The 26,860-nt window shown below is 37.0% G+C and carries 21 protein-coding genes, 6 tRNA genes and 1 pseudogene; 2 read left to right on the plus strand and 26 right to left on the minus strand.

Translation table 11 applies throughout. The features are described 5' to 3' along the window. Positions 1–320 precede the first annotated feature (320 nt). The 8 genes from C1634_RS15790 to C1634_RS15825 all read right to left on the minus strand — a co-directional run bounded on the left by C1634_RS15790 (position 321) and on the right by C1634_RS15825 (position 9,190). Positions 321–449, minus strand: a complete 129-nt coding sequence (locus tag C1634_RS15790; protein WP_068939893.1) for a penicillin-binding protein — start codon at positions 447–449, stop codon at positions 321–323. Between the two features lie 475 nt (positions 450–924). Continuing rightward, positions 925–1,947, minus strand: a complete 1,023-nt coding sequence (locus C1634_RS15795; protein WP_109738775.1) for a soluble NSF attachment family protein — start codon at positions 1,945–1,947, stop codon at positions 925–927. Then, positions 1,940–3,637, minus strand: coding sequence for a hypothetical protein (locus tag C1634_RS15800; protein ID WP_109738730.1), 1,698 nt, complete (start codon positions 3,635–3,637; stop codon positions 1,940–1,942). The genes C1634_RS15795 and C1634_RS15800 overlap by 8 nt, the downstream gene beginning before the upstream one ends. Next, a complete protein-coding gene (locus tag C1634_RS15805; RefSeq protein WP_103234730.1) occupies positions 3,627–6,005 on the minus strand; it encodes a hypothetical protein in 2,379 nt (792 codons plus the stop codon). Before C1634_RS15805 ends, C1634_RS15800 begins: the two co-directional genes overlap by 11 nt. Further along, positions 5,996–6,739 carry a hypothetical protein gene (locus tag C1634_RS15810; protein WP_103234729.1) on the minus strand — a complete coding sequence of 248 codons (744 nt, stop codon included), beginning with the start codon at positions 6,737–6,739 and terminating at the stop codon, positions 5,996–5,998. Before C1634_RS15810 ends, C1634_RS15805 begins: the two co-directional genes overlap by 10 nt. After that, the gene (locus C1634_RS15815; RefSeq protein WP_103234728.1) at positions 6,712–7,845 is read right to left on the minus strand and encodes an AAA family ATPase; all 1,134 of its coding nucleotides are present in this window, start codon (positions 7,843–7,845) and stop codon (positions 6,712–6,714) included. The genes C1634_RS15810 and C1634_RS15815 overlap by 28 nt, the downstream gene beginning before the upstream one ends. Before the next feature lie 26 nt (positions 7,846–7,871). Further along, positions 7,872–8,519, minus strand: coding sequence for a hypothetical protein (locus tag C1634_RS15820; protein ID WP_109738731.1), 648 nt, complete (start codon positions 8,517–8,519; stop codon positions 7,872–7,874). Positions 8,520–8,797: 278 nt separating this feature from the next. Beyond that, positions 8,798–9,190, minus strand: a complete 393-nt coding sequence (locus C1634_RS15825) for a VOC family protein (protein ID WP_103231397.1) — start codon at positions 9,188–9,190, stop codon at positions 8,798–8,800. A 263-nt stretch (positions 9,191–9,453) separates the two neighbouring features. Here C1634_RS15825 and deoD point away from each other — a divergent pair, with 263 nt between their 5' ends. Continuing rightward, entirely contained in the window at positions 9,454–10,164 is a 711-nt protein-coding gene (deoD, locus tag C1634_RS15830; protein WP_103231396.1) for a purine-nucleoside phosphorylase, read from the plus strand. A gap of 59 nt (positions 10,165–10,223) precedes the next feature. On the opposite strand, the gene C1634_RS15835 is transcribed toward deoD, so the two are convergent. The 13 genes from C1634_RS15835 to C1634_RS15880 all read right to left on the minus strand — a co-directional run bounded on the left by C1634_RS15835 (position 10,224) and on the right by C1634_RS15880 (position 17,886). Further along, on the minus strand, positions 10,224–11,009 hold the full coding sequence (locus tag C1634_RS15835) for a TatD family hydrolase (RefSeq protein WP_103231395.1): 786 nt from the start codon (positions 11,007–11,009) through the stop codon (positions 10,224–10,226). 44 nt (positions 11,010–11,053) lie between these two features. Continuing rightward, positions 11,054–11,123 (minus strand) — tRNA-OTHER (locus C1634_RS15840). Positions 11,124–11,132: 9 nt separating this feature from the next. Further along, positions 11,133–11,960 (minus strand): SIR2 family NAD-dependent protein deacylase, encoded by an 828-nt coding sequence (locus C1634_RS15845; protein WP_109738732.1) that lies wholly within the window; start codon positions 11,958–11,960, stop codon positions 11,133–11,135. A gap of 20 nt (positions 11,961–11,980) precedes the next feature. Beyond that, positions 11,981–12,050, minus strand: a tRNA-OTHER gene (locus tag C1634_RS15850). A gap of 4 nt (positions 12,051–12,054) precedes the next feature. Next, the gene (locus C1634_RS15855) at positions 12,055–13,986 is read right to left on the minus strand and encodes a hypothetical protein (RefSeq protein ID WP_109738733.1); all 1,932 of its coding nucleotides are present in this window, start codon (positions 13,984–13,986) and stop codon (positions 12,055–12,057) included. Further along, on the minus strand, positions 13,973–14,494 hold the full coding sequence (locus C1634_RS15860) for a hypothetical protein (RefSeq protein ID WP_103231392.1): 522 nt from the start codon (positions 14,492–14,494) through the stop codon (positions 13,973–13,975). Before C1634_RS15860 ends, C1634_RS15855 begins: the two co-directional genes overlap by 14 nt. 23 nt (positions 14,495–14,517) lie before the next feature. Further along, positions 14,518–14,589, minus strand: a tRNA-Pro gene (locus tag C1634_RS26050). 13 nt (positions 14,590–14,602) lie between these two features. Then, positions 14,603–14,672 (minus strand) — tRNA-OTHER (locus C1634_RS26055). Between the two features lie 91 nt (positions 14,673–14,763). Further along, a tRNA-Gly gene (locus C1634_RS15865) sits at positions 14,764–14,836 on the minus strand. Positions 14,837–14,843: 7 nt separating this feature from the next. Further along, a tRNA-Ser gene (locus tag C1634_RS26060) sits at positions 14,844–14,916 on the minus strand. A 9-nt stretch (positions 14,917–14,925) separates the two neighbouring features. Beyond that, positions 14,926–16,290, minus strand: a complete 1,365-nt coding sequence (locus C1634_RS15870; protein WP_103231391.1) for an SDR family oxidoreductase — start codon at positions 16,288–16,290, stop codon at positions 14,926–14,928. Between the two features lie 228 nt (positions 16,291–16,518). Continuing rightward, positions 16,519–17,169 (minus strand): hypothetical protein, encoded by a 651-nt coding sequence (locus tag C1634_RS15875; protein ID WP_103231390.1) that lies wholly within the window; start codon positions 17,167–17,169, stop codon positions 16,519–16,521. 3 nt (positions 17,170–17,172) lie between these two features. Then, the gene (locus C1634_RS15880; RefSeq protein WP_165835338.1) at positions 17,173–17,886 is read right to left on the minus strand and encodes a DUF434 domain-containing protein; all 714 of its coding nucleotides are present in this window, start codon (positions 17,884–17,886) and stop codon (positions 17,173–17,175) included. A gap of 263 nt (positions 17,887–18,149) precedes the next feature. On the opposite strand from C1634_RS15880, the gene C1634_RS26065 reads away from it, so the two are divergent. Further along, the gene (locus C1634_RS26065; protein ID WP_103231388.1) at positions 18,150–18,989 is read left to right on the plus strand and encodes a DUF4822 domain-containing protein; all 840 of its coding nucleotides are present in this window, start codon (positions 18,150–18,152) and stop codon (positions 18,987–18,989) included. 98 nt (positions 18,990–19,087) lie between these two features. On the opposite strand, the gene C1634_RS15890 is transcribed toward C1634_RS26065, so the two are convergent. The 5 genes and pseudogenes from C1634_RS15890 to C1634_RS15910 form a co-directional block, all read right to left on the minus strand. Further along, the gene (locus C1634_RS15890; protein ID WP_103231387.1) at positions 19,088–20,137 is read right to left on the minus strand and encodes an MBL fold metallo-hydrolase; all 1,050 of its coding nucleotides are present in this window, start codon (positions 20,135–20,137) and stop codon (positions 19,088–19,090) included. 11 nt (positions 20,138–20,148) lie between these two features. Next, the gene (locus tag C1634_RS15895) at positions 20,149–21,726 is read right to left on the minus strand and encodes a Na+/H+ antiporter (RefSeq protein ID WP_109738734.1); all 1,578 of its coding nucleotides are present in this window, start codon (positions 21,724–21,726) and stop codon (positions 20,149–20,151) included. Between the two features lie 164 nt (positions 21,727–21,890). Next, the gene (locus C1634_RS15900) at positions 21,891–22,520 is read right to left on the minus strand and encodes a hypothetical protein (RefSeq protein WP_123921476.1); all 630 of its coding nucleotides are present in this window, start codon (positions 22,518–22,520) and stop codon (positions 21,891–21,893) included. A gap of 156 nt (positions 22,521–22,676) precedes the next feature. After that, positions 22,677–24,427 (minus strand): annotated as a pseudogene (locus tag C1634_RS26530) (alkaline phosphatase D family protein). A 243-nt stretch (positions 24,428–24,670) separates the two neighbouring features. Next, on the minus strand, positions 24,671–26,857 hold the full coding sequence (locus tag C1634_RS15910) for a peptidase domain-containing ABC transporter (protein WP_152290598.1): 2,187 nt from the start codon (positions 26,855–26,857) through the stop codon (positions 24,671–24,673). Positions 26,858–26,860: the final 3 nt, after the last annotated feature.

Here is a 26,860-nt window from a genome sequence, read left to right on the forward strand (position 1 = left end):
GTTGCAAAGTAAATATGAATTTTTGGAATCCGCAAATAAATTTTCAAATTAAATTGTTGATAATCAACCTATTATACTTTCGTTTTAGAGTAGGGAATTTCTGCCCGCAATATTCTGCAGATATCTTAATTACCTAAATGATTGTCTCTCATTGGGTTGCTTATCACTCTATTTTATCGTATTAAAGTTTCATTGTTAATTAAAAATTTTCATGTTTATAGTTATTTTTTTTCATTCTAAATAATTTCTGACCTAAAAAACAAAAAACGTCTCGATTTTTCGAGACGTTTCTGTTGTATTTTGATTAATTTTTTACAAGTTTATAGTAAATAATTTCCAAAGTCAGCACATTTCGCCTCATTCCATATCACCTCATCATACCCTAATAACCCTTTATTAGAAGGACTTTCGAATAGTTCTGCATTGATATGTGCTCTTTGTATTGTCATAATTTTCTGGGGCAAAGATAAATATTTTTTGATATTATTTTATAATTTTCACAAGCTCGGGAAGGTTTTGGATACGCAAAAGCGCAAAATGATATCAAAAAACTCTTATAATCTGCAAGGATTTTATCTGCGATAAAATTGAACACTTTCTATTTTTAGGTCTCTCGCAGATTATTCAGATTGAGCAGATGTTTATGTAAGAATCTGATTAATGTCTTTAATCTGTAAAACGTTTTTAATCTTTATTTGCTGAAAATCTTCGATTTTCTTGCGTCTTAAAAATTATACATAAAACTTAGAAAACCTTTGCGTCTTTGCGATTTTCCAACAAAACAGAATTACTGTGTTATCTTAAACGCAAAGTTTTAATTTGATAGTTTTTTATTTTAAGAGAGCTAAGGGGAATCAATTACCATTGATTGGATGAAGCTGGTGTTATATTTTCCCTAATAAAAAGTTCACCATTTTTCTTGTTTTAATTTCTGAACATTTTATTTCTTCCTGTTTTGAATCTGGAAATGTCTTTCAGAATCACCTCATCATTGGGATTAAAAAATTTCAATTCATTCACAATTTCTGAGCGGGTAGCTACTTTTTCAGCAATGATTTCATAGGCTATATTTCGTGTTGCAGCATGTAATTTCGGGTCTTTTTTGAACTCATGCTTCATCGCTTCAAGGTAAGTGATCTTTTTGTGAGCCGGAGTTTTTTGATATAAATACTGTATTTCAGATTCCAGTTTTTTAACATCAAAGATATTGGCAAAGTAGTTATTCAAGCAGTTGAATGCATCTTTGTCTTCTTCCCATCCTTTCAGCAATACTTTTTGAGCATCTTCTGTTTTTTCCATTTTTTTACGAAATATCAAAGAAGCTTTTACCATCTGATTATTGGTCACATAATCATCTGCAACGATCTGATAATAAGTATGGGCATTTTTAAGATCGTTGATTTCTTTATAGAGATCTCCTACTTTTTCTTTCTGCTCCATTTCTTTGTAGAGGTCAATTGCTTTTTTGTATTGCTTTGCTTTTTCATAACAAATTGCAGCATCGGATTTATTGTTCAGCTTTTTAAGATAGACTACGGCTGCTTCATTGTAGAACCCTCCATTTTCCAGTGTCTTTGCACCTCTGTAGTTATCCTGCAGCAGATTCATGTAAACTCTTGCTGCTTTTTTATAATTATTTTCAGCAATATATTTTTCGGCAAGTTCTTCGTATTTGCTACGGATCCTGTCAAAAAGGGAATTTTCCAGGTAGAAATTGCTGCTTCCACTCCCTTTTCTTCCTGATGAATTTCTGTTGTTTTGTTCTTTATCTTTTAAAGAAGTGATCACAATAAGGATAATAAAGGCGGCTATTAAAAAGACAACCAATGTCCCGATGACACTCCAGAAACTCTCATGGAAAAGCTGGGCAACGATTCCGATGACCTTAAATAGGGCCAACAGCATGAATGCAGCTATAAATTTGTCTATAAATTTCTGTTTATTCATCATCATCGGAGTTTAAAATGGTTTTATCATCTCTGAAAAGACGATACAAAAGTAGCATCACACAAATCACAAGAACCCACACAAACCAGTTGTATCCAAACATTTCTACCAACGGATAGAACAGATAAATCAGCATAGCTACCAGGATTGCTATTAAAATAAATTTCACCCAGGCAGGTACATTATCGCCACCAAGGTTTAATGATTTATTTTTAAATAGAAACAAATACAATCCTACTCCGGCAATCATCAGGATTACCATATACATAATGTCTGAAACCGGGGCCTTTTTTTCCAATGGAGTTCCTTCTGAGCCCATTCCTTTAACCTTTGATTGATCAATGGATGCGGAAGAAGGATCTACGATATCCAGTGTACCGTAAAGTTTTCCTAGTGAGTCAGCCATCAAAGCCTTTCTTTTCTTCAGAAGAAATTTTACGACGTCCCCATTTACAGGTTTCCCTCTGGTATACTGCTTCAGGGAATCTGAAATTGTACGTTCCAGCTTCTCGGTTTTTCCTTCTATATGCTTTGTGATTTTTTTGGTGTAAATGGTTTTAAGAGAATCCCGGCTTTGCTTTTCTTTATTCACAAGCTTTTCGATGTCTCTTCCTATTTCTCCTACTTCTCTGCCACCCGCTTTTTTATAATCTTCTTTGGCTTCCTTTGTTTTAGTTTCAATAATTCCGGCATTAAGAAGTTCTTTGGATAATCCTTTTCTCGTCTGATGATATATGGAATCGATCTTAAAATCAATTTCCGAGATTCCGGACTGAAAAGCAATCATATCAGAAGGTGCTTTTACAGCATCCTTTACAATTTTCCCTGAAGAAGTACCATTTTCGTCCTGTTCGGGGTTCTTTTGATCTGAAGGTAATGCAATCTTTAAGACTATAGCTGCAATAATAACTGCCCAGAATATTCTGCGGAAATTTTTTGTTCCTGCACTCTCGATTTTACCCTTGGAACCTCCACCAAATAATCCTTCCAGCCAGGTGAATTTTCCAAAGCCATCTCCTCTTGAAGTTCCCATGACATCCAGAGAAACGCCCAATTCTACTGCTCTTTCAGGATATTTTTCAATGTATTTTAAATATTTTTCTATTTCTTTTTTATTCCCGGCCATTACTTTTTTAAGGTCAAACGGCAGGTTGTTCATCCATTCTTCTTCCGTTTGCTTTGGCTGTAATGCTTCCATCACTTTTTCGTCATCTATTTCAACGGTATAGCTTTCAATTTTTTGAGGAATTGAAACTCCATTCAGAGGTTTTCTGATATTCTCATCTATAATACCAGGTTCCTGAATCAATGAGATCCAGTCGATTTCTTCAGTTAGTTTTACCAGTCCGAATTCGGGATGCATAATCAGAAAATGAGAATCAAGCTGTACCCAGTCTTCCGGATTTATTTTAGGATAAAAAGTAGTGTTTTCAGGGATGAAAAGCTTGTTATCTACACACTGGAAGTAAGCATTCCTGCCTATTTCCTGCGGGGCATTGTCATTAAAAACAAGGAAACAACCGTACAGTACATTGGGACTGTTGGTCGGAATGGCATAAGATTTTACCTGGCTTAAATCAATCCCAAGCATTTCCATTTCCTGAAGCCATACCACGGGTGAAGAGCCTCTGATCAAAAGCCCCTTTTTGGGATAGTTATTTTTCGGGAAAGGTTTTATTCTAAGCTCCATAATCCAAAATCTGTTCTATAAACGGTTTCAAAAACCTGTCGCACATATCATCTATTGTTCTTACTTTCAGCAGAGCATGTTCCGGGAGATAATATTCTGAGCCTCCAAATTCAGTATAGGTTGCCAAAGAGAGAAATCCATTAGCCGTGGAAGGAATAAAAAACTCTTCAATACTCTTGTTGCTGCTTCGGAAAGTCAGCATTCCCCGTGAGTCTGCAATAATCTCGCTCCCATCGGGAAATGTAAATTTATTTTTATGCTGTTCGGCAAAAATTTTAATATCATATCTATTTTTAGAAAAATTCAGGGTGCTTTCTGAGGTACAGTATAATTCATTTCCGGAAATGACCAGATTTTCATATTGATTGATTCCTATTTTATTGAAATTATTAATGATTCTCAACCCACTACCGTTCAGTTTGGCGACTTCGGCTTCGGCTTTTATATTATTTTTTTCAAATTCTTTATCTTTTTCAGTAATAGGTTCTATAGAGATACTTCCATCAATATTTATTTTATAATGAGCAGGATTAAACTCCTCATGCAGGTAAAAACTTCGCCCAAAATAAATCAGCTGGCAGTGTCCAGGAATATTCATCCCGGTAAGGTTCTGCTCAGAGTATTCCTTTGTATTAAGATTAAGCTTTGATATTAATTTTTGATCAGCCTGATACTGGCACAGAATAAAATGCTGCTGCCTATTTTTTGCCAACGCAAACTGTCCTTTGGGTTTTATGGAAATGTTATCGAATAATACTTCACAGCCATGAAATGTTTTATAGTAATCATAAGAGTGTCTGTCGTAATAATTATCAGAAAGATAGGTTTTCAGCAATTGCTTTTTTGAACTCAGGATAAAGAATTCCCCCTCGTATAAAAACTGTGCAATCTTATTAATCGGTGTTGGGAATAAGACCGGATAATTTTGCGGAAGATCCGTTTTCTTCCCATTGAAGTTATGAATGGATTGTCTTTGTTGTGGAGGATTAGCCCACAGTTCCTGCAATGGAAGTTTTATTTTCTGAATATGTTTTCTGGCTCCTTTGTGATGTTTATAAAAATTTAGCTCACCATCTGAACTGGTAGTGACCAAAAACTTAAGCCGGTCTCTGTTCTGATGGACTACCCGCTGAACTTTTTCATCCTCCATGTTCTCCTGATGGGTAATAAAGAAAACTTCAATATCTTTTTCGGCATGTTCCTGATTAAAAAAATGTTCCAACGCTTCCGAAACTTCGAGAACCGGGCTCACCTGATTAAGGTTTTCAACGACTTCTTCCACCTTGTTGAGGGTAATCGGAACACCTGCCAGTCCTAAAGCAAAAACTTTACATTCAGAATGGGCCTTCGGATGTTTGATGACGGCAATAGCAGAAGCAAAAGCCAATACTTTTGGCGTCCCCCAGTTTCTAAGGGAAGTATCAATCAGGATAATTCTTTCAAAAACATTTTCTTCAGGCGGAATTTCTCTTTGAATGTAAAGAGCTTCATTATTGGCCACACGATTCATAAAAACATCATCTTCATTGGCAAATTCGGATAGAAGCATTCTGTGAAAGTCACCTTTGTTAGCCATATCAGATATCCCTCCAATAGGCTGTTCTCCGGGAGAAAGATGACGCATCGGAATTTTCAGTCCGCTCCATATTCTTTTGATCAGACTTCCTACCTGAAATGTTTTAGGCTCTTCAATCAATTCTTTGATAAAGTCTTTATTGGTATCCGCCGTTGCTTCTTCTTCTACCACTTCATCATCCAACTCCGGCTCATCAACCAGGCCTTTCATAGCATCAATGATAGATTGCGCAGTAGGAAATTTTTCGTTCAGATCCAAAGCACTTAAATCTTTGTTTAAGGCTAATGAACCGGTATCTTGCTGTTCTGCACAAGAAGCCAGTTCGTGCGGTCTTTTATAATAGATTCTTATATGAGCTTCAGCATTTACTGAAGATATTCTGTTGTGCCCATTTTTGAATAAGGTCTGCAGAAGTACAATTCTGTTTTGTTTCTGCTTGTAAACGTTGGGAAGTAATCGTATTTTTTCAAGAAATTCAATTTGTTTTTCCACATTGAATTCGAAATCCTCTCCACTGTAAAACTCAGCGGTACGTCTTAACGGACCGGCAAAATCTACATATCCGTCCTGCATCGCATACAGCATCATAAGCAATGCTCCGAATGGAGGCCATCCCTGCGGCTGAAGTTCTTTAAGGATCTCCATCACATAAGGCCTGTAAGCAATCGCTCCCACTCCCGGAACCGAGAGGAGATTGTTTTCGTGATAACCGGAATCACCGGGAACATCTTCATCAGTTTTCCATTCCCAGAAGTAATTTTCATAGGACTGGAAATAGGCCTTTAATTCCATTCTCTTGATTTTTCTGTAAGACGAAATGAGCTTACTGACAACGGGCGGAAATCTGTTTCTTTTATTAAAAGGTAGTTTCCATTTTCATCCCAAAGCAACCATCCTTCCGACTCTTTATTATATTTCTGCTGTAGCAGTGTACTTACATTTTTAAATTCAAAATCCAGACCTGCCGGCAGTAAATGTCTGTCTTTTGTCCAATAGGTCTTTCCGGGAAAGCTCAATAATGGAACACCCATAAACAGGGCTTTATCTCCCAAAACAGTCCATTTTATTTTTTCAAGTTTAAACCTGGGTAATGCTGTGATACTTTCCTTAATATCAGCAATACTGCTCAGTAAAGCAACTACAGGCTGTTCTTCGTTACTTTCTTTTAACCTTACCTGAACCTGTTCCTGAATTCCAAAATAGTTTTGATTCGAAGGCGGAAAAGTAAGCTGCAATGCCTTGTCTATAGATATCCAAAGCAATGCTGTTCTCATTTTTTTACTCGGAACCAAAGCCTCTTTCCTGAACAAAAGACCATCCCTAAGCTCATACAGAATAAAGTCCGGTAATTGTTGTATTTCCGGTGCTGCTGCCTGCTCATCGGTAAAACCTCTCAGCCAGATTATCTCTTCTTCCACTGCAATCTGAATGTTTTTCCAGTCTCTGATGGAGCCCAGAAAATCTTCATTGGGACGGGGAAGTTCTGCCCAAAATTCTTTTAAACGCTTTGAAGGATCTTCTGCCATAAGCTTTCAATTTCTTGCTGGATATATTGCTTCTGTTCCGGATTTCTGATCCAGTCACAACGGGTCTGCAGGTATCTCAGTTTATCTTTTATTACATTCTGTTCTTCAAAACTCAGCATTCCACCATTCCATTTTTCCACAAGAATTGTCACATCTTTCATGACTTCTTCAGGATTGGGTGTTTTGTTGTGCATAGCCTGTGGATGGGAATCCGGATGGTCATCTTTCTCGATGGTCCTGTTGATAATTCCTTCCAGAATTTCAATCTGCTCTTCTGTATCCCAGATATGTTTCAAGACCCAAAGATCGGAAAGTACCGCTTCTTTTCTTCCGCAGATCAGGGCACTGGCAGCAATCAGGTTTTGAAGTTTCACGGCTCTACGGTCTGAAATGGCAATACCTGTATTTCGAAGATTGATGATCGTATTCAGGTAGACTTCATAAATGGGTTTAAGGTCTATTGTTCTACAAAGGTTCTGAAGCTGTCTGATCTCATCGGCATGAATTTCCGGAATTTCCGTTTCTTCTTCATTCTCCAGTTTTCTTCCTGCTAAAAGGACCTGTTGTAATAACTCAGGATTTACGTAATCTACATTGATTCTTACCAGAAAACGGTCAAATAATGCATTCAACGCTTCGTCTTCCGGAAGAACGTTACTTGCTCCTACAAACATCAGTGCCGGCAAGTGCTTTGTTTCTTTTCCTCTTTTAAAAATTTTCTCGTTGAGGGCCATCAGAAGTGAATTCAAGATGGCAGAATTGGCATTGAAGATCTCATCCAGGAAAACCATGGAAGCTTCGGGCATCATTCCTTCCGTATTGGTGAGAAGTTCTCCTTCTTTCAGTTTTCTGATATCAAAAGGCCCGAATATCTCGTTCGGTTCTGTAAAACGGGTTAATAAATATTCGAAATTTTTGCCGTCTTTTACTGTTTTTGCCAGCGTTCTTACAATTGCTGATTTTGCGGTACCCGGAGGTCCGTACAAAAAGGCATTTTCTCTTGCCAAAAGGCAGATTCCCAGCAGATCTACGACATCATTTTTACCTACAAAAGTATCTTTTACGTAGTTAAGAACTGTATTGAGTTGATTTATATTCTGATTCATTGATTTAAAAAATTAAAATTTCCACTTTAACTGTTATCTTCGGTTATCGTTTTTAGTTCTCGCCAGAATGCGTCTTTGTGTATTCCGAATTCGGCTATTATTAGTTTATTGATAAACGGAATTTCCGCCAGTTTATAATCCTTTTTTTCAACAATTCTTTCCAGATATAGTTTTCTGTAAGTATTGTCTTTTAATTCTTCCTGCCAGTTCACATTTTTAAGATCAAGATCATACCCTATTCCCGAATAGTGAAACTGCATCAGAATATCTTCCAGCATGGCAATCAAAGGATCTTCAGAATCGACAGCGTTTAAAGCCACAATAATCTGCGGTAAAAACCTGAGTGATAAATCTGCGGATAAAATAGAAGAAATATCACGGACTCCTTTAAATCCGGGAATAAGATTTTCAATATTTTTTTCAGTATTTTCTCTGATCAGATAAAACTGGGCACTATGATAGAGAATTTTTGCAGCCCATACGGCTGTTTCTTTGTTACAAGTCAGTTGATCGGATAGAAACTCCAGTCTTTCTTTTTCAAATTCTGTTTCAAAATAATCTCCTGCTTCCGCCTCTTCCTGGGGGGAAATTTTCTGTAAGCTTGAAAAAAGAGTAATACATTCTTCCTTACGAAGTAAAAAGATCGTGTCTAAAAACGGTGACTTGGTTTCCATGATCTAACAAAAATAAAATTATTTCGTTGAGAATAAAATTTTTGTGGAGAAGATTCATGTTAAATATGGATTCTTTACGGTAATTATAAGGTTGGAAAAACGCAAAGGCGCAAAGAGAATAAGCATGATGTTTTTTTTAAGGCGCTAGAAAATCAAAGATTTTCAGCGAGGTTACGTTTTAAAATTTAAACCTTATAGGTTTTAAAAACCTATAAGGTTTGAGATTGCGTATTCATTACTATAAAGATTGCTTCGTCGCTATCGCTCCTCGCGATGACTTACTGTGATACGATTTCAATGATATTATTTTCCGGGTCAAGGATTACGCTTTCGTAATAGCCGTCTCCTGTTGTACGAGGTTCTCCGGCAACTGTGTACCCATCTTTTCTCAATATCTCTGTAAGTTCATTTACTTTCTCTTTACTGTCTACTGAAAATGCAAGATGAATGATTCCGTACTGCTGGGATTCGTAAGAGTTTTCGGTTTCTTTGATGTTTGGTCTGGTCATTATTTCAAGACGGCAGCCCTTATCAAAGCTTAGAAAGTAAGATTGAAAGTTTTTGACAGGATTATGGTATTTTTCATTGGAAACGGCTCCGAAATACTTCTGATAAAATGCTTTGGATTTTTCAAGGTCTTTAACCCAAATGGCAATATGCTCAATTTTCATTTTTAAAATTTTAAATATTTTACTTCTGCAAAAGTAGCCTGACTGCCTTCATGATACCTGCTCCACATTATTCTTTTATGGTTCTGTATTTACCAGATTTAATTTTTGATTTATACAAAAGACAATACCTAAAATTTTATTTAAAACATTTATTAGTAATATCTTATACATTCTGTTGATCAGAGATGGCTTCATTGTTTCCATTTTCGTAATGACAGAAACAAACTAAAAGTTATTATCTTTGTGCCATTCAAAAAAACATTATGAGTATTCACATCAGTGCAAAAAAAGGAGAAATTGCTAAAGTAGTATTGCAGCCGGGGGATCCGCTTCGTGCACAGTATATTGCTGAGAATTATTTAGAAAATGCTAAACTGGTAAGCAAAACCAGAGGTATTCTTTATTATACAGGTCTTTATAAAGGAAAAGAGATCACAGTAGGTGCCAGTGGAATGGGCTTTCCAAGCATCGGGATCTATTCTTTTGAGCTATTTACAGAGTATGAAGTAGATACGATCATCAGAATCGGGACTTGTGGTGCTTACAATACTGATCTTAAACTTTTTGATATTTTAAATATTGAAAAAGCTGCCAGCGAAAGTACTTACGCCAAATATGCATGGGGAATTGAAGAAGAAATTCTTCCTCATCAGGGGAATATCTTTACTACCATCAATGAAACGGCTAAAGATTTATCATTAAACGCTAAGGCAATCAACATCCACAGTAGTGATATTTTCTACAGAAAAGATCCTGCCACTCCTGAAATTGCTACAAAATACAACTGTCCTGCAGTAGAAATGGAAGCATTCGGTTTATTTGCGAATGCTCAGCATTTAGGAAAAAATGCAGCTACTATTCTTACGGTAACGGATATTATCCCTACACACGAAAAAATCTCTGCTGACGAAAGAGAAAAAGCTTTGAATCCAATGATGGAACTGGCTTTGGAATCGGCAATAAAGAGTTTGTAAGAGCAAGAGACAATTTTGTTTATAAAAAAAGAGCTTTACTTCATCAGTAGAGCTCTTTTTTATAGTCTGAAAAAATTTCTGGCCGTTTCTGTGGTCTCGTCTGCGACTTCGGAAATGCTGATCTTCTTCAGATGGGCAATTGTTTGTGCTACATACGGTAAAAAGGAAGGTTCATTCCGCCTGTTCTGCATCCTGGACATATTTTTCGGAAGCATAAAAGGGGCATCTGTTTCAATCATCATTCGGTCAAGAGGGACATATTTTATAACGTCTTCGAGATGCTTAAATCTTTTCTCATCACTGATCGCTCCGGTAAATCCCAAATACAATCCTTTATCCAAATATGTCTTTGCTTCATCCAATGTTCCGGTAAAGCAGTGTACAACAGCTTCGGGTAATTGGGAAAGGTATTCATCTGTGATGTCATTAAACCTTTTAAATGCTGATCTTTCATGAAGAAAAAGTGGTTTATTGACTTCTATAGCCAGTTCCAGCTGAGCTTTATAACATTTTTCCTGTATGGGTCTTGGAGAAAAATCCCGGTCGAAATCCAGTCCGCACTCACCTACTGAAATCACATGATCCTGTTTCAACAATTTCCTGAGTTCACCGATACTTTCCCCGTTAAAAGATTTGGCATCATGAGGGTGAATTCCCGCTGTTGAAAATAAAATTTCCGGATATTCTTCTGCAATCTCAGCAGATTCTTTGCTTCCTTTTACGCTGGTTCCTGTGAGAATCATATGTTCTACCCCCTGGTCCAAAGCGCGGTTGATAATTTCGTCGTGTTCATTATAGAACTGTTTATTGGTCAGATTAATACCAATATCAATGTATGTATTCATTTTGTTTTTTATTATAATTAATTGTTGTTTTTAGTTTAAAAAATAGAAACAGGCTGGGTTTGAACCAGCGACTTTCCTTTGAGTGGAATGTTTTTCCGGTTAAACTACTGTTTCCAATTTATATTATGATTTTATTATTTCTTCAATCATTGTTTTTAATTGTGGTATTGCTGATGTACTGCTTTCCCGAATTGAGTAAAGCGTTTTGCTTCCTTTCAGAATATAATCAAAATAGGTATCACTTTCAGGATTGATGAGCACAATCCATTTGGCCCGTATTTTTACTGTTTCCACAATATTGACAGGCAATGCTGTAGATCCTGAAGTTCCGATAATAAACAAAATATCCGTATGATCAGCAATGTCATAAGCGGTATCAAAATAATAATATTTTTCGTTATAGCTTTCATCAAACCATAAAGTATGTGGTCGTAACCAACTTCCGCATTTTTTACATTTCAAACCGTCAATATCTTCTGGTGTAAGATCTTCGGTATATTCTTTCCGTTTTACATTTTCAGGAAAATCAATAGGTGTACTGCATTCTTTCGAGCACCGTACTTTCTGTTTATTTCCATGGATCTCATAGACTTTTTGTGTTCCAGCCCTTTGATGGAGACCGTCTACATTCTGGGTTATAAGCTTAAATCTGTCTCCCAAAAGATGTTCTATTTCTGTCAGCGCTAAATGTCCCTTATTCGGTTGTGCTTCTGCAATAAGTTTCCTCCAGAAAAGGTTATACTGCCAGACTTCTTCCGTTTCCTGTCTGAAATACTTTAACGTTCCAAACTCTTCCGGACGGTGATATTTTGTTCTTTTAATCCAGATTCCATCGATGGAACGATATGTTGGAAGTCCACTTTCAGCAGAAATTCCGGCTCCGGTAAGGAATGTGATATATCCTTTTTTCTCTTTGATTATTGTATGTAAAATTGATTGTAATTCTTCCATGATTTTTAGTTTAAAAAAATAGAAACAGGCTGGGTTTGAACCAGCGACTTTCCTTTGAGTGGAATGTTTTTCCAGTTAAACTACTGTTTCCAATTTATGTTTCTGCTCTCAGGAGATTAAAATATTCTGAGGCGGTTAAAGGTCGGATTTCTCCGGCTGGAGTCATTTTTTCCTTCAATTCACAGATCAATAGATCTCCCTGTCTTTTTAGATTTTTGATATGCGGGATCAGATTACTATGTATTCTGAAAGTAGATGCAATAGCCGTCAAAGCGTCATCTTTATATTCCTGCTCTATCCACAGCCAATGTTCCTTTTTTGTGGAAGGACACCAGCATTTCACAGCATAAGAATGTTTCATTCTATCTCCCCATATAAAAATTCCGAGTTTATTGTTTTCAACTTCATGAACTTCATAACGGTTCACTTTCTTGGTTAAGTTTTCGTTTCCGTTTTCATCATATTCCACGTAAGAAACTTCTATTTCCCTTTCATTGATCTTTTTAGCTTCCAATTTTTCCATCAGATTTCCTACACCATAATAGCTGAAGCAGAAAAGTTTGAAATTTCTATCTGTGGTATTAAAGAATTCCTCATATTTCATCGGCTTCACTTCATCCCAAAGACTTTCAATTTTATCTAAGATCTGCGTAAAAAACGGAGTATCGAAATGTTCCCACTGTCTTTCATACTCACGGGTCTCAAAATTCTGAAAACTGCTGTGTCTTAATTTTAGGATTGCAACCAATTTTCTCAAAGGATAGCTCTTTTCCTGAAGAACATAAGGGAAAAACATCCGTGAAACAATGAAATGATCTTTCGTAAGATAGATGTTATTATTTATTTTAAAATAAATATTCTTTGCCAGCTGTTCAAAACCGGGATTTGTACCATACAAATAATTATTAATACATTTCAAAGCCGGAAACTGAAACCCCTGCAACCTTGAATCTCCCCATTGTCCGAGATACTCCAATGATTTAAAATTCACATTCCGGCTCTCCTGATACATAAGCTGAACTTTTCCGTTAATTTTTTGAAGATGTTCAAAACTATCGGTTTCATGGATAATCAGATCACCCACCTCAGCAATGTTAGGAGCAACCGCATTATAAGTATTGAAAACACCTTTCACATATTGAAGAGCATTCAGGTAGCACTTTTCAGAACCATTATATTGGAAATTTCCATTGATATCAGTCAAAACAGGAAATACGGCTCCGCTCCCGCCATTGAGTATAATATTTCCAGATTTCTCAAGTGCCGGGAAAGTGACATAAGAACCATTTTCCAGATGAATACTTCCGCTGGTTTCCTGAAGTTCTGGAAATAAAATACTTGTATTTTCAAATTTCAAGTTACCGATCAACTTCTTCAACACTGGAAAATAATGGGTAAATTTGTGTCCGATCTGGTATTCACATCTGAATTTAAGAGAACCATGAACAAATTCCAGATTTGGGAATGATATATTTTCACCTACCACACTTATTTTACCGCGGATTTCCCGGTGAGGAATTACAATATTATTTCCAAGGATCTTAATATCAAAAATACCGTCTTTCAGAAGCACATCTGCCTGAAACTGGTAATTGATAGGAATAGCATCTCTCGTTTTCAGCAATTTACCATTCTTAGCATTGACTGTAGCATTTTTCACTGAAATATAACCCCCGATTATTTCCAGGTTTTTAAAAGCAGCATCAACGATGCATTTGAAATGGCCGCTTACTTTTTTAAGCTGATCCAGCTGGGTATAGCAATGCATTTTAAAATGACCTTCCACCGTTTCAAGTTGTGGAATTTTACAATTATCTGCATCAATAGAAAGATTTCCGTTGATATGTTTCAGTTCCGGAAAACGGCAGCCTTCACCACGCAAAAGCAGGTTTCCTTTTATTTCGGTACAGTGAAACGTCATGTTTTTGGCATACACTTCTATCTGGGTATGGTCGTCAAAAACAGCCTCCGTAAAGTCTTCTTCGGAGAATATTTTATATCGTTTTGTAGTATCAGTCGTATGCATTTTCTATTATTTGTGTTATCGGGTTATATTCCTGTTGGATATACTTTACAAAGCAACCGCTTTCTATACGGAGCATTCTATGTTCATTATGGGTGATAAAAGCATCTTTTGCAATCAGAAATGTTTCTGTAGTTCCGTTTTTAGAATAGATGTAATAGTCTTCCGCTTTCAACATGTGCTGGTTGCTTGTTTTTTCAAGACAGTATTCTTTATAATCCTTTGTATGTTCTGCCAGATTTTCAATTCTGTTCAGGTAGTTTCTGTTTGTTTTTCTTTCTCTTACTGTTGAAAAGTATTTTGGGATATCCTGTTCTTTCGTCACCATTACATTTTCGAAAGATTCCTGTTTCCATTCCGTCGAAATCATTTCCAGTTCTTTCACCACTTCTGTTTTAGAAATTCTTGGTTTCGGCGTTCTTTCCATAGGTTTTCTTTCCTGCCACTGCATGGGTACGGGAACTTTTATTTCATCAATGATGTTTAAAAAAATCAATAAATCTTTAAGCATGGTATTATAATTTTAAATGAAAGCCAAAGAGACCGGGATCGAACCGGCAACCTATCCTCCGTGGATATGCTTTTCCAGATTAAGCTACTGCTCTGACTTTCTGATTAGGGAGATAAGCACGATTCGAACGTGCATCGATTCCGGGCAGGGCATCGTTTTTCCGTTAAACTATTATCTCCGTTATTTACTTTGGGAGTCCAACAGGATTTAAACCTGCAGCTCGTCCGTGTTGAGGATGTATTCTTCTTCTTTTGAACTATCTACTCCTGTGAAACGGGCGGGAATTGAACCCGCAGCCTCTGACTTGGAAGGTCAGCGCTCTTCCTGTTGAGCTACCGTTTCAATGGTTGGGAGATAAGCAGGATTCGAACCTGCAACTCATTTTAGCAAAATGTATTTTTCCATTTATTACTATTATCTCCGTCTGGATATTACCAGGTGTGAACTTTATAATTTTTCAATAAAACTCCACTGAAGTAATTTCCTTTTATTCCTTCTATCACAGGATGCAGAGTTCTGGCGGCTCCATCCACTGAATCCAGTGGCGGAATATATCCCATCTCAAACTGTTTTTTTCTCAAACTTTCTTTAGCTCCTGTAGAAATCCACCCCACATCTACCGCACTCATATAGATCTGATCATTTTCAAATTCTTTTGCAGAAGTGAGTGTCATCATATTCAGAGCTGCCTTTGTCATATTGGTATGCGGGTGAAAAACCGTTTTATTTTCATAGCTGAAAATTCCTTCTGATGAAGTTACATTGATGATAAATTTTTCTTTAAACGCTGAGTTTTTCATCAATGGCTTCAGTTCTTTGATCAGGAAATAAGGCGCTATATGATTGATGAGGTTTACCTCTACCAGTTCATACATAGAAACCTCTTCCAAAGTAGAATTCCAGCTTGTTTTTTCTCTGTTATCCACAGGTTGTCCAAAACGGGTAAGTGCCACCTGAGTTTCTTCATTGTGTGCATATTCCAATTTCGCTGTTTCGTTGGAAATTTCTGTCTGGTTCGGGATCAGGGTCGGTATATTCTTAAATTCTACTCGTTTTTCCTTTTCACGTTTTATTATCGGCAGATAGTATTCATCAGGATATTTTATTGTCTGAGCTGCATTATTGATCAGAATATCCAGCGTATCAAAATTGAATCTATAAAAGTTGATAAAATCCTGAATCGCCTTCAGATTTCTCAGATCCAAACCATAGATCCAGAGTCTGTCTTTCCAGTTTTCATAATCTGCCTCCTGCTGCATCAGTTCCATCGCCAATGCCGGAAAACGGGTTGTCAAAACCAAATTAGCTCCGTTTCTCAACACCTTCAATGCTGTGGCAAAACCTACCTTCACTCTTCCTCCTGTCAGGATTACATTTCTTCCTGTAAGATCTGTCGTTTCAAAACGTTTCTCATAGTTTTCTGCAGCGCAGACAGGGCATAATCTGGAATAGAAAGAGTGCGCATACTGATAACTCTGGTTACAGCAGTAGCAGTTTTTGGGAATCTGAAGTTTTGTAAGTTGTACTTCTTCTTTTTCATTATCATAATAAACAGAAACTCCCGCCAATGCTTTCTGCATCAAGACAGAATTGGAATTTACAGCCAAATCATGAGACTTCATCTCTGAATAATTTTCATGACGGCTTTGTCTTTTGGCGCTTTTATGAATTTTCGTAATCAGTCCTGAAAATGTTTTGTTATCAGGATTCAGGAACGGATCTTCCTTCAAGGCATCAAGAACCTTGAGACATATTTCCCATTCTTCGGTTGAAAACTTTTGGTCTGATGTATTCATAGCTTCTGTTTTATATCTGCAAAACTAGAAGCATAGTACGCAATCATTTTACGTAGTATAAAAAAGGATAAAAAAATGCAAATTTTGTTGATTTGAGCTAATAGAATAACTGATAAAAAGCTAAAAAGTATCTTTTTAAGTTTAAAAAAATCGGCTTGATCTGTCTTATTTGCGAGCGTTTTTATTTTCCCGCAGGTTTCACAGATAACACAGATGTTTGTGTTTTATTTATTCGTTGATAAATTTTTCCAGAAAGCCGATCAGTTTTGTTCCTCCATGGCTCCAGCGGATGCCATGACCATCTTTTTCCCGGACTTCAAAAACCAGTTCGTGTTTGTAATGAAAGAAAACATTCCACCAGGTTTTATGATCAATGATATCATGGATTTTCGCCATTACTTTCTCTTGTTTCTGTTGATTGTTTCCTTTGATTTCACCCCAGAAATCATCATTCATTCTTCCAATATGCTTTTCCCAGGCTCTTTGTGCAATGGTAATTTCGCTATTGAAAGGTTTCTGGCAGGCCTCAATCAGCATGGTTTTCAAAGGAGGAATCGCGTTCTCATCACGGATGCTTGCAGAGGTCAATCTTTGTCCTAAGATGTTCAACCAGTGTTCAAACGGAATGTTTTCCAGTAATTTTGTTTTAACCTTATCTGAATCGTTGTTCTCAAGGATCAGAATAAATTTTTCAAAGCTTTCCTGCCTGTCAACTTGTATTTCTTCGTTAAAATAAGGTAAATCCAGTTCTAAAGAATGGTTTTTAAATCTATCTATATTTTTTTCCAGATTTAGCAGATGTTCTTCAGCTAAAATAGCTTTGTACTGGTCTTTCCATGTTTGAGAAAACAGAGGAATATAGGGTTCAAACACGTTCATATTTTATACCATTTTAATCAGATTAACAGGAAGATCTTCTTCTCTGATCAAATAGCCGATCAGATTAAACCATTCTTTGCAGTGATCCAAAATCCAGGCATCTGAGGAAACGATGAGTTCCGAACTTTCTGCCAGAAATTTATCGGGATTGTATTGCAGATCACCTTCCCAGTTGAGCTGATGTTGTTCGGCAAATTCAAGGATAATCTGCTTGATTCTTCCACTGTTGGACACCGGCTTGTCAAAGATCCATACAAGTTTCTCAATTTGATTTTTCTGATGAAAAGAAGCGACTAATTCTACGGCTCTTAAGGTTTGATTCACTCTTTTATACGTTCCATGAACTCCGGAAAGATCACGGATACAACCGTCCAATCCTTCAAAAACATAAGCTTTGGAAAGCAGACTTTCCAGCAGGATTAAAACATTAAAACCATCGAGATAAACTGTCTTTTCCTTTAAATCTGAGGCTTTCAAATGTTTCAATTGCCTGTTTTGAATCTGAATATCAGATGCGGATGCTCCCCGTAAAGCCTGTATCTGACGGGTTTTTAGTCTGTATCTGTTTCCTACAAGTTCTGAAGCCGCTTTTTCCGGGTATTCTCTGGTCAGCAAATACTGCATATCTTCAACAGCCAGCTTCAGTTTGCTGATCTGCTTCTCTGAACCAAACAGGGTATCATCGCCAGTGTTTTTTCCACGGTTTCTGTTATTCATACTCAAAAATAGAATTTTTGGGGAATTTTTATGGCAAGAAAAAAGTTTTTATCATGGAATGTTGAGAAACCACCCCTCCAAAGGAAGGGAATGGAGCACACTCGACAGTAATATTTGTTAATACTATTGATATTCTTATATGAAATATCATTTCTTTCATTCTAATTTAGGATCTGTTATGTTTTCTACAACAAAAGAGATATTCTATACAACGTTTTGATATTTATTCGGAATAAGTTTGCAAAGACTTAAAAAATACTTTTATGAATACACTGAAAAAATTATGTTATCTGTCTGCAGCCGTGCTGTTATCAGCATCTTTTGTTTCATGTTCAAGTGATGACAATGAAATCATTATCGAACAGCAGACTCCCTCACAGGTACTGTCTTCTACTCCATGGGAAACTACTGGAGCTAAGGATAAAAATGGAAATAATGTTGCTCTTACTGATGCCAGCGTAGCCGGATATGTGGGATTTGCTTATTTTAAGGGAGATGGAAAGTTTGCCATTTACAACCTTACTGATGTATTGAGATCGATGGGAACCTGGTCTGTGGATGCACAGGGAAAAACCAGAACGATTGCGGCATTGAACCCAGATGGTACCACCATTTTCACCCGTGATGTTGAAATTCTTGTTTTAAACAGAAATGAATTCACCTACAGAATACGTCCTAACTCCAGCGACCCGTCTATTTACTATGACATCATCCATACCAGAACGTCTCACGCAGAGCCGACAAATGGCCAGCTTACATTGGCTTCTACTCCATGGGAAACCACGGGTGCTAAGGATAAAAGCGGAAACAATGTACCTTTAGCTGATGCCAGTGTAGCCGGATATGTAGGCTATTCTTACTTTAAAGCTAACGGAACTTTTAAAATTTTCGGTTTAAACGATGTTTTGAGATCTGAAGGGATGTGGTCTATTTCTCCTGACGGGAAAAAGAGAACGCTTACCACGCCTACTTTTACCCGTGTTGTAGATATTCTTACCCTGAACGAGACTACATTCACTTACAGAATTACTCCAGATGCTGCCAATCCGGCCGTATTTTACGATATCATTCATACAAAGGTCAACCATAAGGAACCTTCGTAGTGATTATTTTTTTGATATGAAGGAAAAACCTGCCCAGTGATGGGCAGGTTTTTATTTTTTTTAATTAAACGAATGAAGAACGTGCTAATTGTAATTCATTAAATATATTCCTCCCACCATTTTTTCCAGGTTACCGTCCCCAGCTGGTCCAAATCTACCTTTTCGCCAATCATAGGAAGGGTAATGGGTATATTGTTTTCTTCTGCATTTTTTGAGGCAAGCTCTAAAGGTTCATACCAGATGTGCTGTGCCAGTTTGAATTTTGAGTTGTGAACAGGAATGAAATTTTTGGCTTTCAGTTCTTTTATTTCCGAGATCAACTGATCCGGCAAGGTATGAATGTAAGGCCACATTTCGTTATATTGTCCGGTCTCCATTACTGCTAAATCAAACGGTCCGTATTTTTCTCCAATTTCTGTAAAATGATTTCCGTAGCCGCTGTCTCCACCCAGAAACAGATTTTTTGTAGGTGTTTTCAACACAAAGGAAGTCCAGAGGGAGATATTACGGTTCAGTAATCTTCCGGAAAAGTGCCGTGCAGGAGTAAGTGTTATTCTGAAACCTTCTGCAATGTCTATGCTTTCCCACCAGTTTTTTTCAATGATTTTATCAAAACTCCAGCCCCAGTATTCAAAGTGCTGGCCGGTTCCTAATCCACAAATAACTTTTCCAACTTTATCTTTTAATTCCTGAACGGTTTTATAATCGAGATGATCCCAATGATCATGTGAAATAAGCAGGAAGTCTATGTCCGGCATATGCTCCGGCTTGTAATAATCGGCTCCCTGGAAAGCTTTTATAGAGCCTGGCATAGGGGAAGCATTTCCACTGAAAACAGGGTCTATCAGAAATTTCTTGCCATCCACCTGTATGAAATAGGAACTGTGCCCAAACCATACCAAAACATTTTCTTCAGGCGGAAGGTTCCTAAGGTCTGTCACCACAAATGGGAGAGCCGTGCGGGGTGATGTATTTTCTACTTTACACAGGGTTTGGAGAAGTACTTTGGTCATACTTTCTCCTTCTAATAAAGACGGTGTTGTCAATATATTCTGAAATTTCCCATTGAGATAGTTGGGAAGTGTACTGAAATATTCTTTTCTTTTTTCATCGGGAAACTGCCCGAGCTGTCTTGCTAAATTTTTCATTCCCTTAATTTTTACATTCTGAGTCTTTCTTCTTCCAGGTCCAGCCTTGTTAAATAATGTCTAATATATTCTTCGTCAATATTCGGATTACGTCTGTTTTCTTCCCGAAGCCAAATTCTTTGCTGTTCGATCGTTTCAAAATAGATTTGTTTAGCTTCTTCAGACATCTCATGAGTAGAGTCTTCTTTATCTTCCTGCTCCCAGCGGTCCATCAGTTTGCTAAAATATTCATTTTCGCTTCTTCTTTCTTTATAATTTTCATCCAGATACCTGAAGGATACCCGGCGCATTTCTCTTCTCAGGAAATATTCAGATTCTTCTTCGGACATTCCTGCTCCGGAATCGGATAAATTGAGCTTTTTGATCAATGCAGGCAGTGTCAATCCCTGAATAATCAAAGTGGTAAGAATCACGATGAAGGTAATAAAAAGAATAAGATCACGGTGCGGAAAAGGCTGCCCATTTTCCATTACGATGGGAATAGACAATGCTGCTGCTAATGAAACTACCCCCCGCATTCCTGTCCAGCCCATCAGTAATGGAGCTTTCATTCCCGGATCTCTATCTGCAACATTAATGAAATTTCGCATGATGAGTGTAACGAAAACCGCACCAAAACCAGACAATAACCGGACAATAACCAGTACTACTGTTATCAATAATCCGTAGCCAACGGCATCGGATAAACTTATCCCTTCTTTTCTCAATCCCACCATAATTTCCGGCAGATCCAGCCCGATCAGCAAGAACACAATTCCGTTGATCAGAAATACAAAGCTTTCCCATACATTGGAGCCTCTTAATCTGGATTGTGAGGTTTTAAAAATCTGATGTCTTCTAACGGAAAGAAACAATCCGCCGCTTACCACGGCCAATACCCCCGAAGAGTGCACTTCTTCAGCGGCAATATACATCACATAGGGAGCAACAAGACTGAGTATTGCATCCATATTGACATCGGTAGGGAATATTTTCCCAATTTCAAGGAAGATAAAAGCAAGTATAATCCCTATTCCCAATCCGCCGAATACCATCCATCCAAAACTTACCGCCGCATCCTGCCATATAAACTGTCCCGTAGCCACGGCAACCATTGCAAACCTAAAAATGATCAGTGAGGAAGCATCATTGAATAAACTTTCTCCTTCCAAAACCGTAGATACATTTTTGGGAACTTTCACAAATTTCAAAATCGCTCCGGCGCTTACAGCATCCGGGGGTGATACAATTCCTCCCAACACAAAGCCTAATGCCAGTGAAAATCCGGGAATGTATGAATTGGCTACAAAAGCTACGGATATTGCCGTAAGGAAAACAACAATAAAGGCAAAACTGGTAATAATGCGCCTCAGTTTCCAAATTTCTTTCCAGGAGACGGCAAAGGCAGCTTCGTATAAAAGCGGAGGCAGGAAGATGATAAAAATAAGTTCGGGATCAATTTTCAACACCGGCAGTCCGGGGATAAAACTGATAAGAAGTCCGGCAATAACCAGAATGATTGGGTATGCTACTTTTAAACGATTAGCCAGCATAATAGCACCAATGATTACCAGGACTAATCCTAAGTAATAAATAAAATTTTCCACCATTGTTTTTTTATTAATTTTTTAAACCAAGTCTCTATTCTTTGATAACAAAAGTTTAAAAGAAAAATAAATATAAGATTTTGAGATGTGAAAATACAATTGATTTGGAAAAAAATTTAAATCCGTTCTATTTCAAATTTTATAAAAATAAATGTGATCCTTAGAAATCATGCAACCAGCCAAAGCATAATAATTCCTAATACGAAACAGCATAGTATCATTATAGCAAGAGTCTCTGCTAGAAATTTCCAATATTTTTTGTGATCGAATGTAAAATCAACAGGGTTGATATAGTAGACATCATAAACCAAAGGATCTATCCGCAAGTCTGGTCTGAAATACACAATTCCCTGAATATACCTTCGCCTTAAAGCTTTTAAATTTCCAATAAACGAACTGTAACCTGCGTCCATTCCATTAAAATCTACTTCTGCTACCGAGCCATTGTCATTTACTTTCAATATATAGGTTTTGTGCCTTGGACTGACACTCACATCATATTCATCAGAAAAGGAATATTTTTTCAGATTACTGTAAAGAATTTTATCTATTGTTCCATTGGCTATTTCGTAATGAATTCCCTGATCATCAACGACTATCTTTCTGACCACTCTTTTTCTGATTTTCTTCTGATATAGAATAAAACGGTATATGCCAAAAGCAAGAGCCGGATAATACAGTATCGAAACTATAGTAAATAATACAACTTTATTACTGAGCACAATGGGCAATCCTACTATCAAAAGAAACGCTGCCACCAATAAAAGGATCCCGGAAATCCTGGTCAGCCAGGTCATGAACCTCCATGTTTTAGAAACTAACGGTAAAAAATCTTTTCTTACATCCTCTCGCATCTGTTCAAGATACAAAAAAAGTCAATAATATAAAAGAGCCACAGTGGCACACCATGACTCTTTTTACTTAATTGAAAATAAGATATGATTGAATTGAAACTATGAGATCGTATATGTTTTTTCTGTTGTGGTATTATAGGTATCAGAGATGATATTGTCTACAAACCTCCACTCTGCTACAGAACTGCCGGAAGTAAATTTTACATGCAGGTATCCTCTTTTATAGAGATTCGCATACTCAAGGTCATCAATCAGCAATGAGAATGCCTGAGCCAGTTCTATTGCTTTTGCAGGGTCTGAAGTTATTCCGAGATACCCTTCCAACCCCGGAGAAGAAACGGAACTGCAAGCTAATTCGGTTCCAATGAATTTCCCCTGTGCATCGGTAAGTTTTCCTAGCCATGCGTTGTGGGTATCTCCAGCCAATACCACTACATTTTTTCCTACAAGAACGGAATACAGCTGTTCTCTTTCCATGAAATATCCATCCCAGGCATCCAAATTATAGGGTAAAGTAGTTGTGATTCTGGCGATTTCCTGCGGAGTCAATGTAGGATCCTGCTGCTTGTATCTTGTTTTGATAATAATCAGTTGTGTGATAGTATTTTGAAGAGCCTGCATCGTGGCTGGCTGTGCGCTTCCGTGTTGTTTTATTTCTGCAAGAATCTGGTTCAAAAGCATCAAAAGTTCGGCAGGAACCATCATTTTAGTCATTAAAATCTGTTGTCCCAGTACTTTCCATTTTGCTGTATCGCCATTGATCTGAGAACCCAGCCATGACATCTGCTCGCTTCCTATCAGTTTTCTGCTGGTGCTTAAGAAATCTGTTTTAAACTGTACCTGATTAAAGTTTCCTGCATTATCCACATAATCGGAATATTCCATCTGTTTATCTCTTGCAATCACTCTTGTATCCATCATATAAAGAGATACGATATTTCCGAAGTTGAAACTTCTGTAAATTCTCATATCCTTCCCAGTTTTAAGGGGAATATATTCACTGTATGCCTGGAAAGCAGCCATCTTTCTGGCTTGAAAATCACCTTCATTGGGCTGATGGTTTTCTGCTCCGGATTTATAGGTATCATTGGCAAATTCATGATCGTCCCAAACACAAATGAACGGCTTTTTTTGATGAAGAAGCTGAAGATTTTTATCTCCCGGTATTGTCTGTATCGTTCTCTGTAATCGCTGAGATTAAGGATTTCCTTTGCCGGCTGATGTGCTCTTCCTAATTGATTGGTATAAGGATTTGTTCCGTATTGCCCGGGTGCATATTCATAGATATAGTCTCCAAGGTGTACAACAACATCTGCTTCAGATTTTGCAATCGCTCCATATACATTAAAAAGGCCTGCAGGGAAGTTGGAGCAGGATACTACCGCCATTTTCACCTCGTTTACCGCATCTGATTTTGAAGGTAAAGTAAGGGTTTCCCCTGTTACACTCACTTCTTTGGTTTTGTTATTATAGAATCTGTAGTAATATTTTGTATTGGAAGAGATATTCTGTACATCTACAGCTACCGTAAAATCATTCACTGCTGTGGCATTTGTCTGACCTCTTCTTACGACTTCTGAAAAGTTGCTGTTCTTGCTTATTTCCCAGGTAATTTCCGCATCAGTTCCTTTAGAATATCTGGTCCAGATAATGATTCCTGTTGCGCTGGGATCAAAACTTGCCACTCCGGATTCAAAACCTCCATTTTTAAGATCATCGGGAGCATTTCCATTTTCTGTAAAATCGTCACTGCAACTTTCAATTAAGGGTGCAATGAAAATTCCTCCGGCTGCCAATAGTGAATTTTTAAGAAATCTTCTTCTGTTGAATTGGTTATTGTTTTCCATCATTACTTTTTCTGCAAAGCAACGGGATATGGGGAAGAAGGGTGTTAACTGTGTTTTAAATATCTTTTATGCTTTTTTAAACAAATGTTTAATGTTATGCATAAGAAATTCAACAATATACCCCATAGCATTTAGCAATGATTATACAGAAAAGGAAACCAAAAATGGTTTCCTTTTTTCGATAAGTTTCCTATAAGAAACGTTGTTTTTTCATCAAATATATTATTTAGGACTCCTAACTTTATGTTACTCTCCCAATTCCAGCTGGTTTCTAACCAAATTAAAGTATTCTCCTTTTTTTGATACTAACTCCTGATGATTACCCTGCTCTACTACTGCCCCTTTTTTCAAAACGATAATATTATCTGCACTCTTCACTGTAGATAGACGATGGGCAATAATAACAACGGTTCTCCCTTTAAAAAACTCTTGTAAGTTATCATGTATAATTTTTTCATTTTCTGCATCTAAGGCAGAAGTGGCTTCATCAAAGAAAATGAAATCCGGGTTTTTATATACGGCTCTTGCAATAAGAATACGTTGTTTCTGTCCGCCGCTTAAGTCATCTCCGGCAGCCCCTATTTTAGTATCAAATCCCAGTGGCCGACTTTGAATCATTTCGTATATATTGGCTAGTTTGCAGGCATGAATCAAGAGTTCTTCGTCTGCCTCTCCCTGCATCGCAATATTTTCTCTTATTGTTCCGCTAAAAATGTAAGAATCCTGAAGAACAACTCCACAATTGCCTCTCCACCAATCATGATTTATATTGAATAATTCTTCTCCTCCTATATTGAGTTCTCCATCTGAACAGGGATAAAACCCTAACAGCAGTTTTGATAAAGTTGTTTTTCCACTTCCGCTTTCGCCAACAATGGCAATAACTTTTCCGTTGGGGATTTTAAAATTAATGTCTTTTAAAACATGGGGCTGATGTCCTCCCGGATATTTGAACCATACATTATTTAAACTGATATCCTGACTTAGCAGGGCGTTATCTCCCTCTTTTAAATTCAGGTTTTCATCATTTTGCTGTAAAATTTCCTGAACTCTTTTATAAACCAGGCTTGAATCCTGAAATGAACGAAAAAATGATACCAGGTTTTCTATTGGAGCGGAGGCTATCCCAATGATATATCCTATACTCAGCATTTCTCCAACGGTCATCTTCCCAAGTGAAACCCAATAAATACAAAAAAAAGTACTTGAAAATATGAATAACTGCTTAATAACGCTGGTGACATTGGTTTGATAAATGTCCAGAATGAGGCTTTTTACTTTAGTCTTGTATATTTTTTTCTGTAATTCTTCCCATTTTGATATTTTTGAAATATGGGCATTACTAATTTTAACCGAAACCATCCCGGTAATCATCTCCACCAGATGATTTTTATTTTCTGAATTTAGTTTAAAAGCATAATAATCTATAATCCTCCTTTTATTATGAAATAAGTAAATCCACAGCGTTGAAAAAAGGGCAATACCGATAAACCCCATTGCGATATACTGATTGTATATTAAAAGCCTTATGACTAAGACAACCAGCAAAAACACCGATAAAACATTAGACAGCAGCTGTCGGGTCAGTAATTGTTCAATCTTCGACTGCTCCTCTATTTTTTGCAATAAATCAGTATATAATCTGTTTTCAAAAAAAGAAATAGGCAGTCTAACGGTTTTTTGCAGCAAATCGTTCAGCATTTTAATGCTGACCTGTGAACTAAAATGTACTCCTACAAAATTTTGAAGAATATTTATCAGTATTTGTCCACCATACAAAAGCATTTGAAATCCAAAAATTCCAATAATGATTTTTCCTTCTTTTGACTTGGTTCCTTCATCGAACATTTTTTGAATCAACTGAGGAAAAATGTAGGAAATAACTGAACTGATGGTGATCAAAAAAAGAAGAAGCCCTATTTTAAAGTTCTGTTTTTCTAAAACAGAGCGAATATAGTTTTTAAAGATTTTTAAATCTTTTTCTTCAAAAGGCGGTGTAAATTCAACAAATTCTTCTGTTGGTATTAATTGTAAACCAATCCCTTCATTATCAGCTGATGAAATCCAGAGCTTAACAAATTCTTCTTTTCTCAGCTTTAATCTCCCATATTTGGGGTCTGAGATGTAATAAAAATCATTTTTGATTTTATATAATACAACAAAATGCTCCTGCTCCCAATGTAATACGCAAGGTAAATGAACATCTTCATTTAAGGTAGATAAAAGGACCTTAAAAGGGGTTGTATGGAAATACAGCTTTTTACCCGCATCATTGATATCTGCCAAAGTAACGCCAGAACGGGTTACTTCGGTAAGATTTCTCAGGTATACCAAGTCACAATTTTTGCCGTAATATTTTAAAATAATCTTCAGGCAAACCGGACCGCAATCCATCTGTTCTATTTGGGAGTAAAAAGGAAATTTGTTGAACACAAT

Source organism: Chryseobacterium viscerum (genome assembly GCF_002899945.2).
GTDB lineage: Bacteria > Bacteroidota > Bacteroidia > Flavobacteriales > Weeksellaceae > Chryseobacterium > Chryseobacterium viscerum.